General features: G+C 46.1%; 11 protein-coding genes. 5 read left to right on the top strand and 6 right to left on the bottom strand.

Annotated features, from left to right (window positions below; translation table 11 throughout):
• Window position 1: 1 nt before the first annotated feature.
• The 6 genes from ACTUJY_RS06870 to rsmD form a co-directional block, all read right to left on the bottom strand.
• A complete protein-coding gene (locus tag ACTUJY_RS06870; protein ID WP_463615327.1) occupies window positions 2-709 on the bottom strand; it encodes a glutamine amidotransferase-related protein in 708 nt (235 codons plus the stop codon).
• Window positions 706-1,899: an iron-containing alcohol dehydrogenase gene (locus ACTUJY_RS06865; RefSeq protein WP_463615326.1), complete on the bottom strand. Its 1,194-nt coding sequence runs from the start codon at window positions 1,897-1,899 to the stop codon at window positions 706-708. Before ACTUJY_RS06865 ends, ACTUJY_RS06870 begins: the two co-directional genes overlap by 4 nt.
• A gap of 80 nt (window positions 1,900-1,979) precedes the next feature.
• Window positions 1,980-3,371, bottom strand: coding sequence for an aldehyde dehydrogenase family protein (locus ACTUJY_RS06860; RefSeq protein ID WP_463615325.1), 1,392 nt, complete (start codon window positions 3,369-3,371; stop codon window positions 1,980-1,982).
• A gap of 2 nt (window positions 3,372-3,373) precedes the next feature.
• Window positions 3,374-4,741, bottom strand: coding sequence for a glutamine synthetase family protein (locus ACTUJY_RS06855; protein WP_463615324.1), 1,368 nt, complete (start codon window positions 4,739-4,741; stop codon window positions 3,374-3,376).
• Window positions 4,742-4,833: 92 nt separating this feature from the next.
• Entirely contained in the window at window positions 4,834-6,672 is a 1,839-nt protein-coding gene (locus tag ACTUJY_RS06850; RefSeq protein ID WP_463615323.1) for an ABC transporter ATP-binding protein, read from the bottom strand.
• A 198-nt stretch (window positions 6,673-6,870) separates the two neighbouring features.
• Entirely contained in the window at window positions 6,871-7,464 is a 594-nt protein-coding gene (rsmD, locus tag ACTUJY_RS06845) for a 16S rRNA (guanine(966)-N(2))-methyltransferase RsmD (RefSeq protein ID WP_463615322.1), read from the bottom strand.
• 75 nt (window positions 7,465-7,539) lie between these two features.
• Here rsmD and ftsY point away from each other — a divergent pair, with 75 nt between their 5' ends.
• The 5 genes from ftsY to ACTUJY_RS06820 all read left to right on the top strand — a co-directional run bounded on the left by ftsY (window position 7,540) and on the right by ACTUJY_RS06820 (window position 12,627).
• On the top strand, window positions 7,540-8,697 hold the full coding sequence (ftsY, locus tag ACTUJY_RS06840) for a signal recognition particle-docking protein FtsY (RefSeq protein ID WP_463615321.1): 1,158 nt from the start codon (window positions 7,540-7,542) through the stop codon (window positions 8,695-8,697).
• 37 nt (window positions 8,698-8,734) lie between these two features.
• Window positions 8,735-9,427: a cell division ATP-binding protein FtsE gene (ftsE, locus tag ACTUJY_RS06835; RefSeq protein WP_463615320.1), complete on the top strand. Its 693-nt coding sequence runs from the start codon at window positions 8,735-8,737 to the stop codon at window positions 9,425-9,427.
• Window positions 9,427-10,410 carry a permease-like cell division protein FtsX gene (gene ftsX / locus ACTUJY_RS06830; RefSeq protein WP_463615319.1) on the top strand — a complete coding sequence of 328 codons (984 nt, stop codon included), beginning with the start codon at window positions 9,427-9,429 and terminating at the stop codon, window positions 10,408-10,410. Before ftsE ends, ftsX begins: the two co-directional genes overlap by 1 nt.
• A gap of 269 nt (window positions 10,411-10,679) precedes the next feature.
• Window positions 10,680-11,534, top strand: a complete 855-nt coding sequence (gene rpoH / locus ACTUJY_RS06825; protein ID WP_463615318.1) for an RNA polymerase sigma factor RpoH — start codon at window positions 10,680-10,682, stop codon at window positions 11,532-11,534.
• A gap of 274 nt (window positions 11,535-11,808) precedes the next feature.
• Window positions 11,809-12,627, top strand: coding sequence for a substrate-binding periplasmic protein (locus tag ACTUJY_RS06820; RefSeq protein WP_463615317.1), 819 nt, complete (start codon window positions 11,809-11,811; stop codon window positions 12,625-12,627).
• Window positions 12,628-12,688 lie beyond the last annotated feature (61 nt).

Here is a 12,688-nt window from a genome sequence, read left to right as displayed (position 1 = left end):
ATTAATGATGCTCCATAAATTGGAGCATCCACTGCGCAACTAATTGACTGTCGTCCGTATTATCTTCCATCGAACGCAATGCCACCTGAATTTTATCGGGTTCAATAACGGACTTTCGAAGCGTTAATAGTTTTTTTAAATAACCTTTCGTGAATTCCGGATGCCCTTGAAAACATAAAATATGGCGTCCAATGGTAAACGCGGAATACGGACAAAACGCATTGCGCGCAAGGAGCAAAGCATCTGTTGGTAAACGACTGACTTGATCCTGATGACTGACCAGCAAGTTAAAATAAGTCGGTGCCGGCGTTAACCATGGAGGCTGCTGCACTCGCTCACTTCGCGCTACGCCAATTCCCCAACCCTGTGAATGACGCTTTGTTTCGCCACCTAATGTATGAGCGATCAACTGATGGCCAAAACAAATACCGATCAATTTTTTTTCTTGTGCATGTAACGTTTTCACCCATTGCTGTAAACGTAAGATCCAATCCTTCGACTCATAACAACTGAACTTACTGCCAGTAATCAAATACGCATCGCATTCTTCAACACTTTCCGGAAACTGGTTTTCAATGACTTTAAAGATACGAAATTCTAACGCCGCATTAACGTCTTTAAACAAACGCTGGAACATTAATCCGTAATTACCAAATTCCTTATTTAAAGGCGGTAATAATTGATCCGCGTCGAGAATGCCCAAGATCATGTTAATTTACCGGCAATGGCCTGCTCTACCAACGTCTGATAATCCTGCTCAATCAGTGCAATAGGGTTGCCCGCAGCGGAAGGATCTTTCATTGCCAATGCGCCTATGTTTTTGACTTTTGATGTTGATAACCCGAGTTCAGTCAAACAGTGAGGAATGTTTAGCTCGCTCCGAAGTTGTAACAACCAATCAACAAATGCATTAAAGCTGCTTTGTTTTAGCTGTAGATAAGTTGCCAAATGTATTATTTTTTCTTCGATAGCCGAACGGTTTCGTTGCAACACATAAGGCAAAAGTACCGCGTTTAATAAACCGTGGTGCAAACCAAATTTTGCACCCAGCGGATGCGCTAATGCATGCACCGCACCCAAGCCTTTTTGAAATGCAGTAGCTCCCATAGTAGAAGCGATCAACATTTGACTGCGCGCCACCAGATTGTCACCTTGATGGTAAGCCAAGGGTAAGGCATTTTTAATTAATCGCATGCCTTCGATGGCAATGCCGTCAGCCATCGGATGAAACCCACGCGCACAATAAGCTTCAAAACAATGCACAAAAGCATCAAGGCCCGTGGCTGCGGTTAATTTTGGCGGTAACGCTTGAGTTAATTGCGCATCCGCTATCACGAGAGGTGGCAACATTTTAGGGTGAAAAATTATTTTTTTGGTTGCACTTTGTTCATCGAGAATGACTGCCGCTCGGCCAACTTCGGAGCCCGTACCGGCCGTGGTGGGAATGGCAATCACAGGTAATATGCCTTCGATTTTCGCATCCTTCCAATTTTCGCCAATGTCTTCAAAATGCCACAGAGCATGCGATTGATGGGCCATAAAGGCGAGTGTTTTACCAACATCGAGCGCGCTGCCTCCACCCAGAGCAATTACGCCATCGTGGCTGCCTTGTTTTAATCGCGTGAGTCCTTGCTCTACGTTGCTACCAGTAGGATTCGACTGAATATCGGCAAACACATTGTGGCGAATGTTTAACTCGTCGAGTAATTGAATAAACTCATTAAACAGTGGTAGTTGCACCAACTCTTTATCGGTAACCACTAGCGGATGCTGAATATTAAATTGTTCGCACGCACTTTTTAATTCACGCACGCGACCAACGCCAAACCAGATGGATGTTGGGTAATTCCAGTTGGCATTCAGTTGTTTTAAGTCGCAGTTGTTGGTTAGTTCGTGCATAGGAAATTTGCCGTTTAGTTATACGTGAGCTTCTGCTCTCTGTATCATTAATTTAAATTCCAAATTCAACTCAACGAACTTTACGGAACCTGTCGAAAGTGAAATGACTTTGGACGCGTCAGTTGCTGATAGCCCAGCGTCGACAAACTGCAACCACGACCCGATTGCTTAATACCCACCCACGCCAATGCGGGATCCAAGTAATCACAACGATTCATAAACACGGTGCCACTTTCAATGTGTTGTCCGAGTGCAAAAGCTCGCGACTTATCTTTTGTCCAGAGCGAATTGGTTAATCCGTACTGACAGTCATTGATAAATTCAATAGCTTGTTGGTCGTTTTCAACCGACATAATGCCAACCACCGGACCAAACGTTTCCTCACGCATAATTGCCATAGAATGATCCACGTTAAGTAAAACTTGTGGTGCCAGGTAAGCACCTTTCTCATCGGCGACGCTAAAATGAACAGGATCGATTACCGCATCGGCACCAGCAGAAACCGCTTGTAGGATCTGTTGCCTTACTCGATTTGCAGCGGAAGCATGGATCATCGGCCCTAATGTCGTGTCGGTTTGTAAAGGATCGCCCAACCGATAACGTTTCACCTGTTCAACAAATTGTTCGACGAATTTAGGATAAATGCTTTGATCTACATAGATGCGTTCAATAGCGCAACACGATTGTCCGGAATTAAAAAAGGCACCATCCACCAAACTTTCAACACTAAAGGACAAATCAGCATCCGCCATCACATAGGCCGCGTCTTTACCGCCCAGTTCCAGCGCCAAATGTTTAAATTGACCGGCAAGCGCACCTTCAATGCTCTGCCCACCACTCACTGAGCCGGTAAAAGCGACAAAATCTATACCATTGGCTTGAGCTAATTGTTGTGTTTGTTCGTGACTGAGATGCAAGTACTGAAAGACACCTTCGGGCAGTCCTGCGTGTTGAAACGCTTGTTGAAATCGTTCTGCACACAACAAGGTATGTTTTGAATGTTTCAGAATCACGCCATTGCCTGCCATTAATGCCGGAATTAATGCATTAATCGCCGTGAGATACGGATAATTCCACGGAGCAACAATTAAGGCTGTACCTAATGGACAATGCTGTATGAGACGCGAAACGTGTTGCTGTTCTTCGATCACAAGGTCAGCCAACGATGTTTCCGCCACCTCAATCATATAGTTGCCGCGGTCGGCCATGGTCTTGATTTCGTTCGCTGTGTAACGGATGGGTCGCCCCATCTGTAAGGTAATTTCTTCACCCAGCTCATTTCGTTGATCAAGCATAAAATCGATGGCTTTTCGACAATAGTCCGCTCTTTGACTAAGCTCCAACCTGTACCATTCAGCCTGCGCTTGAGCGGCTTTTTTAAGTGCCACTGCGATATCTTTTTCACCCGCCAACTCACGAGTCGCCAACAGGCGTCCATCAATCGGTGAGTGTAATTCGATAGAATGTCTCATGGTTAAATGATCTCGAAATAACGCTCCAGCTCCCATTGCGAAATGTGCTTTCGAAACTGACGCTCTTCCCATTCACGAGTCGCGGCGAAATGTTCAACAAAAGGATCGCCGAAATAATCGCGCGCCACTTGCGATTGCTTCAACAACTGCGTCGCTTGCCACAAGGTCGGTGCCAGTTTTAAGTGCTCGGGAAAATTTTGTTGATAGGCGTTTCCTTGCACCATGGCTTCCGGTTCAATGCGATGTTCAATGCCCCAAAGCCCGGATGCAATTGCGGCCGATAAAATAATATAAGGATTCGCATCGGCCGCAGCAATGCGATATTCCAGTCGCTGTGATGATGCGTTACCGGGAATAATACGAATGGCGCAAGTGCGATTATCGACGCCGACACTGGCTTCGGTAGGCGCCCAAAAGCCAGGAATTAAACGACGATAGGAATTCACGTTAGGCGCGATCATCGCTAACATTTCTGGCATCAGTTTTTGCTGGCCACCAATGAAAAATCGCATGGTTTCACTGATACCGTCAGGCTGGTCTGGCTGGTAAAACACATTGTTGCCGTCGTCATCCAGAATCGATAAATGAATATGTCCACTCTGACCCGGCACATCGGGTGACCAACGCGCCATAAACGTGGCCAACTTATTGTGTTTTTGCATGGCGATCTTGCAAAAGGTTTTAAACAAGGCGGCTTTATCGGCTGCGTTGAGCGCACCGTCGTAAGCAATGGCCGCTTCCATGACCCCAGGACCGGTTTCTTCGTGCAAACCTTCAAGTTCGAAGTTCATGGTTTTTGATAGCGACAACAACATGCGATAAATATCGGATTCAACACTGTTGCGTATAACCGAATAACCGAATTCAGCGGGAGCCATAGGCGTGAGGTTTTGGAAGCCTTTATCTCTTAAGCTATGAGGCGTTTCGTTAAAGACAAAAAATTCGTATTCAAATCCGCATTGCAAATGCAGATTTTTTTGTTCGGCTCGCGCTAATACACGCTTTAATAAATTGCGTGGACAAATAGCCGCAGCAGGCCCAGTAAACTCTCCAAGCAGCAACAGACCATTATCTTCCAACGGTAAACGCCGACAGCTTTCGGGGATCAGTACAACATCTGCATCCGGATAGCCGGTATGCCAACCGGTAAACTCAACGTTATCGTACAGACGATCGGCAATATCCCATCCCATCACCACATCGCAAAAGCCAAAACCCTTTTGCAGTGCGCTCAGTACTTTTTTCGCGGACATATACTTGCCGCGCATCACGCCATCGATATCAAAAACACCGACTTTGACAAATTCGAGATTTTCCCGCGCGATTAGCTGTTTTACATCTTCTGTGGTTTTAGCGATTACCGGATCCATAGCTGAACCAAATGACGTTGTTTACTGTAAGTTTAGTTCGCTTATGCCGTCTAACAACCTCAATTAGAGACTCGGGTAAAAGATACTCTCATTTAATCATCCGTTTCCATTCCCAAAAAACCACCGGTTTGATGCGCCCAAAGTTGCGCATAAATACCACCTTGCTCGATCAGTTGATTGTGCGTGCCCTGTTCGACAATTCTGCCTTCATCCAAAACAATTAAGCGGTCCATTGCCGCGATGGTTGAAAGTCGATGCGCTATCGCAATCACGGTTTTGCCTTCCATCAATTGATACAAGCTATGTTGAATGGCGGCTTCCACTTCAGAATCGAGTGCTGATGTGGCTTCATCCAACACCAGAATGGGCGCGTCTTTCAACAACACCCGCGCAATAGCGATGCGTTGCCGTTGGCCACCAGAAAGTTTCACACCACGTTCACCAACTTGTGCATCCAAACCGCAATTACCTTGCGGGTCTTCTAACTCGTTGATAAAGACATCAGCTTCGGCTTTTTTTATCGCCTGCAACAACTCTTCTTCAGAAGCATTCGGATTACCGTATAAAATATTTTCGCGAACACTGCGGTGCAATAATGACGTGTCTTGCGTAACCATACCGATTTGTGCGCGCAAGGATTCCTGTTGCGATTGTTGAATGTTTTGACCGTCAATTAATATTTCACCCGATTCCACATCGTAAAATCGCAACAGTAAATTGACCAGTGTGGATTTACCCGCGCCGCTACGACCCACCAATCCAATTTTTTCACCAGGCTTGATCGACAGGTTTAACCGGTCAATAACGCCACTGCCTTTGCCATAATGAAACGTGACGTTTTTAAACTCGATTGCTCCTCGTTCAACAACGATGGGCTTTGCGTTGTTAACATCGGTAACGGTTTGTGGTTTCGACAGCGTAGTGACACCATCAGCCACCGTGCCAATATGTTCAAATAGGGCGCTGATTTCCCACATCACCCATTGCGACATCCCATTTAATCGCAGCGCTAAACTCACTGCGATGGCAATAGCGCCAATCGTAATGGCATTTAATGACCACAAATAAATGGACATGGCCGAAATTGAAAAAACCAGCAGATAATTTAACGACTGTACTGAAACACTGAGCGCGGTCACCATGCGCATTTGTCGATACACCGTCGTTAAAAATTCATCCATGCTGTCTTTGGCGTAATCGGCTTCGGCATGGGTATGAGCAAAAAGCTTGACGGTGGAAATATTGGAATAACTATCGACAATTCGACCAGTCATTGACGAACGCGCATCCGCTTGCGCGGCGGATATTTTTTTCAGCCGTGGTACAAAATACCACTGAGTAAAAGCGTAAAGTACGAACCAGGCAAGTATAACCAAGGTTAAACGGAAATCAGCTTGAGCAACCAATATCAACATGCTGGTGAAATAAACAACGATGTACATGATCACATCGAGCAATTTCATAACACTTTCTCGAACCGACAGTGCCGTTTGCATGACTTTGGTTGCGACACGCCCGGCAAAATCATTTTGAAAAAAGCCGATGCTTTGGCTGAGCAAATAGCGATGCGCCAACCAGCGAATGCTCATCGGATAATTACCGAGCAGCGATTGGTGAGTAAGATTGGCATGAAACCAAGTGAGTAAGGGTAATACAATTAAGAGCAGCACACTCATGCCGATTAAAGTGGTACGCTCCTCTTCAAAAAACTGTACGGGATCTTTCGCCGCTAACCAGTCCACTAGTTGCCCCATAAAACCAAACAAGGACACTTCAAGTACCGCAAGTAACGCCGTCGAAATTGACATAACAATTAACGGCCCTTCCATCCCACGCGTATAGTGACGGCAAAACGCAAACAATCCTTTTGGTGGTTGAGTTGGTGGATGTTCAGGAAAGGGTTTTGTGAGCCTTTCAAAAAAGCGAAACATAAAAGTCCTTCATCATTTTTAATTGATTTACATATAATTTGATACTCACACAAGTTACTCAGAAAGACGCTGATAATCCATCCCTAGAGGTTTGTAAGTGGCATGAATGCCACTTACACTTTCTGAGTAACTTCTGCAATTATCCTCAACTGTTTAAGTTTGAGTGGCGATTTAGCATGGATTTAGATGAAGTAAATGTTATCCCGTGACTTCAAACAGATAAAACGCTAAGCCACCAACCTGCTTTTCCTTTAACTTGTCCCACCCTTCGGGAAACTCAACAGCATCGGAATGCTTTTCACGTTCTATATAAACTAATGTGCCCGGCTTCACGAAGCGTTCATTATTCAAACTTTGCAAAGTAGATTCCAGGTATTCTTGGTAAAAAGGCGGATCAACAAAAATAATATCGTAGGGACTTTCATTTTTTTTAAACACCACTTCGGCGCTGGTGTTAAACACCTTAAAATTATCAAATTGCAGCTCAGCCAGGTTCGTGTGAATGTGATCCGCTGCTTTTTTATTCTTCTCAACAAACACCACTTCTTTCGCGCCACGTGACAGCGCTTCAATTCCCAAAGCCGCACTCCCAGCAAACAAGTCGAGGCAACGCGCGCCATGAATGTCGTGCATTAACCAGTTAAACAGGGTTTCACGAACGCGATCCAACGTCGGACGCAATCCAGCCACCTCAGTGAACTTGATGCGGCGACCCTTCCAACGCCCACCAATAATTCGGACATATCCAATTTTAGACCCACGACTGGGTCGACGTTGTGTTTGATGGATCATGGCAAGATCTCACTATGGCTTTAAGGCTTAAAATGTTAGGATAGCGCCTGCTTTTTAGTCACCAAGTATTCCCTGATGTCAGACAAAAAGAATTCTACCACAAACAAGAAATCCGGCGGTCTGTTCGGCTGGTTTAAACGCAAGCCACAAGATGCCGAACCGGAAGCTAGTGGAGCTGCTCAATCGATCGAAGGCGAAAGCGAAAGCGAGGTTGAAATTAAGGCTGATCAACCCGAAGCCATACCGCAAATTGATGAGACACCACAAGTCGAAGAGACTCAGCACAAACCTGGAGCGAGTGAGAACAAGGGCTTTTTTACCCGCTTAAAAAGTGGACTCAGCAAAACGCGCAGTAATTTTGCCGAGGGCATTGCCAGCCTGATACTGGGTCAAAAAACCATCGATGATGATCTGCTGGAAGAAATCGAAACACAACTGCTCATGTCGGATGTAGGTGTTGAAGCCACCGCTGAAATCATCAACGATTTAACCGAACGCACGGCACGCAAAGAGCTGAAAGACGCCGACAGCTTAATGGCACGATTACGCGAATTGCTCAGCGATATGATCAGCCCAGTCGCCGAACCGCTCACCATCGATACCCATAAACATCAACCTTTTGTGATCTTAATAGTTGGCGTCAATGGTGTCGGAAAAACCACCACCATTGGCAAACTGGCACAACAGTTGAAAAATCAGGGGTTGTCGGTGATGCTGGCCGCCGGAGATACCTTCCGTGCGGCTGCGGTTGAACAATTGCAGGTGTGGGGACAACGCAACCAAATTCCGGTGGTGGCGCAACACGAAGGGGCCGATTCCGCTTCCGTTATTTTTGATGCCCTGCAGTCCGCGCAGTCGAAAAATGTGGACGTGTTGATCGCCGATACTGCCGGTCGACTGCATACCAAAAACAATCTGATGGACGAATTGACCAAAGTTAAGCGCGTCATGCAAAAGCTCGATGCCAGTGCACCGCACGAAGTGATGTTAGTGGTAGACGCGGGAACTGGCCAAAACGCACTCAACCAGGCGGAACAATTCCATCAAGCCGTCGGTTTAACCGGCATCACCCTGACCAAGCTCGACGGTACTGCCAAAGGTGGTGTAGTCTTTGCCTTAGCCAAAAAAATGAAGCTGTCCATTCGCTTTATTGGCGTAGGCGAGGGTTTGCACGATTTGCGACCTTTCGATGCGGAAGAGTTTATCGAAGCCCTGTTCGCTCGCAACGAATAAAACCAACCTTTAACAATAAAAATAACAGCGACTGTCTATGATCCAATTTAACGAGGTTTCGAAGCGTTATCCTAACGGACACGAAGCATTGCGCAACGTGACCTTCAATCTAGGAAGCGGTGAAATGTCGTTCCTCACCGGTCACTCCGGTGCTGGTAAAAGTACCTTACTGAAACTGATTTGCGTAATGGAAAAGCCCACCTCCGGTCAGGTGATCATTGATAGCCGCAATGTTGGTCGAATTGGCCGCCGGAAAATCCCCTTTGTTCGTCGCAATATCGGCATGATTTTTCAGGATCACCGGTTATTGTTTGATCGCACCGTATTCGATAATGTCGCTTTACCATTAGTGATTGCTGGGCATCCGCATAAAGAAATCGGTCGTCGCGTACGCGCCGCGTTAGACAAAGTCGGCTTACTGTCAAAAGAAAAACTCTATCCGATCATGCTTTCTGGGGGTGAGCAGCAACGTGTTGGTATCGCTCGAGCGGTGGTGAACAAACCGCCATTGCTGCTGGCCGATGAGCCTACCGGTAACTTGGATCCGGAATTATCCGCTGAAATCATGGCTTTGTTCGAACAATTCAATCAAGTGGGGGTCAGTGTACTCATTGCTTCGCACGATCTGGGTTTGATTGCTCGATTACCCTATCGGGTAATGACCTTGAAAGAGGGCCAGTTGATCCACGATGGATTGCAGCAACCGGAACAAACAGGAGAGCCCGTCTGATGAGTCAAACCGACATTAACTCTCCCAAAGGCGCAGAAAAATCGCGTGGGAGCACCCTTGGTTCTCGTCTTAAAATGGGGTTGCGTCAACACGGAGTGGAATGTCGCAAAGGCATTGGTGAAATTTTTCGTACACCGTTATCCAGCCTGATGACCATCGCCGTATTGGCCATTGCACTGGCATTACCAGCCGGATTTCATGTGTTTTTAAAGAATGCGCAAAATGTTTCCAGTAGCTGGGATAATGCCACCCAAATTTCGCTTTACTTACACGCTAATATCAACGGCCAGCAAGCACTTGCTCTGCAAAATCAATTAACGAAATCACCTAAAGTTGCCCAAGTCGAGTTCGTCACCAAAGAACAAGGACTGACCGAATTTCGTGAACTATCGGGCTTTGGCGATGCGCTTTCTTACCTGGACGATAATCCATTACCGGACACTTTAGTTGTTACGCCGACCAGCAGCTTCAGCACGCCGGAAGCTTCCGCCGAACTCCAGGCCGAATTGCAAGCACTTCCCGAAGTAGAACTGGCACAGCTGGATCTGCAATGGGTTCGTAAACTTTATTCCATGATGGCGATTGCTGAACGGGCGGTATCAGCGCTGGGCTTATTGTTGGGCATAGCTGTGTTGTTAATCATTGGCAATACGATTCGACTGGCAATTCAAAACAAGCGCGAAGAGATCCAAATTATCAAGCTGGTGGGGGCTACCGATGCCTTCATCCGGCGTCCATTTCTATACAGTGGGCTTTGGTACGGCATTTTTGCCGGGGTATTGTCCTGGATTCTGGTCAACAGTAGCGTATTCTGGCTGAAAGATCCCGTGCGTAATTTGGCCGGACTGTACCAAAGTCAGTTTCAGCTTTCGGGACTGGGTTTATCCGAAGTTATTCAACTTATAGCCATAGCGACGTCACTCGGGTTACTTGGTTCTTGGCTTTCTGTCGGTCGTCATATTCGCGATATTGAACCCACCTGAAAGCCACTTCTTCGCAAAATTTCGACTTAATAATGTTACCAGGTATTTCAAGCCCTTGATCTCACGGAAAATACCCGCAGGATCGGTCTTCGACAAATCAATGAGCGAGTTCATTGCGACACAGCAAAACTGCTCGGATGAGTGAAACTTTTTATAGATTTAGCACTCTATAGACTAGACTGCTAAACAATGGCATTCCATCAAGAAGGGTGCTAAGATTAGCCGCCAAACCTGTCCATTTAGCGGTATACATAGGTTTCAGGAGATTTATGAACACACAGCTTTCAACAGCATTAACACTTTCGGTACCCCAGGGGAGCATTGACGCCTACATTCACGCCGTCAACGCTGTTCCGGTATTGACTGCTGACGAAGAAAAGGAACTGGCTCGGCGTTTCCGCGAAGACGAAGATCTGGAAGCCGCGCGTCAACTGATCCTTTCTCATTTGCGTTTTGTGGTGCATATAGCCCGGAGTTACAACGGCTACGGTTTACCTCAAGCCGACTTAATTCAGGAAGGTAATGTCGGGCTGATGAAGGCGGTTAAGCGATTCGATCCCAGCGTTGGCGTACGATTGATTTCCTTCGCCGTTCATTGGATCAAAGCAGAAATTCACGAGTTTGTATTGCGCAACTGGCGTATTGTAAAAGTGGCAACCACCAAGGCCCAACGAAAGCTCTTCTTTAACTTACGTGGAGCCAAACATCGTCTTGGCTGGTTCACTAACGATGAGGTTGCCGCCGTAGCTAAAGATCTGGGCGTCAGTGAAACCGAAGTGCGCCGTATGGAAGGGCGCCTGAATGCCCGCGACATGGCTTTTGATGCGCCAGTTGGCGATGATGATGAGAGCAACTTTGCTCCAGCGCAGTTTCTGGAAGATCACTCCATGGATCCGGCGCAAGCGTATGAACACAACGACTGGCAGAGCCACCATGAAGCCAAACTGGTTGATGCCATGGCTCAGTTAGACGAACGCAGTCAAGACATATTAAAACGTCGTTGGCTTGATGAAGAAAAAGCGACGCTACAAGAGTTGGCCGACAAGTATTCCGTTTCTGCTGAGCGAGTACGACAACTGGAAAAAAATGCGATTAAAAAATTGAAGAGCTCCATTTTAGCCTAGGCCATTACTATCCTTGTCTTTTAAAAAAAAGCGCCTACTGGCGCTTTTTTTATGATGCATACCATCACTTTTTACCTTTCTATAAATTAACAGCACCTTGCCCAAAATCCAAAAAAGCTCAATCTTTCAAACAACCTTTCAATAGGAAGATGACGTGAAGATTTGTTTTTCTGAAATCTCATGACCCTGCTCCAAAATCAACTACACTTAACGATAAGTGCCTTTTTAATCGCTTAACAGAATAACAAAGATATTCTCAGAAGAGGAAAGTACGATGATGAAAGCATCCGTGAGTTGTTGGATTGGACTCTTGCTGATCTTGGTCGCTTGCAGTGAACCACCTCAACAACAGCAGCAACAAAAGCCAACCAAACAAGCTGCAGAAAAGGCGGCACCCAGCTGCCAAGTCAATATGGGGTGGGATCCTTGGGAGCCTTACATGTACCTCACACCCGGGAATACGGTTTCGGGTCTGGACATTGAAATTATTCAAGCATTAGCCGATGCAGCCAACTGCAAATTGGATTTTATCCAGGATGACTGGATGAATTTGTTGCGTAAAGTAGAAAATGGTGAGGTAGACTTAGTTGCAGGCGCTTCAATCACGGAAAAACGAAAAGAGTATGCGCTTTTTTCCGAACCCTATCGATCAGAGTCATTCGTTCTTTATGTTCGCAGTGGTGAGAAAGACAAGTTTCAAAACAGCGTTAAAGACATTCTGAACAGTGGCAAAAAAATCGGAGTAACGACCGACTATATATACGGCGATCAGGTTTCGGAGCTTCAAGATTCCGATCAATACGCTGGTCAGTTTGTACAGTCTTCAGTGGGTGAAGCCAACTATTTTAATCTTATGCAACATAATGTTGATGTGATCATTGAAGACCCTTTTGTCGGTGCTTACAACTTGAAGCGCAAGGGCATCAGCGATCAAATCGAACAGTTGCCAATCACCATTCACAGCGGCGATGTACACTTGATGTTCAGCATGAAGTCCGTAGATCACACAACTGTGACCCGCTTTAATGAAGCACTGAAGTCGATTAAAAATAATGGGAAGTATCACGAAATTTTGAAGCGTTACCTATTGTGACGTGAAACAATCACTGTTACTAAGCGAAAAAAGGCGCGAGTCGCGCCTTTTTACTTACCGA

Source organism: Pleionea sp. WD8-19 (genome assembly GCF_055326765.1).
This window is presented reverse-complemented; position numbering and strand designations above follow the sequence as displayed.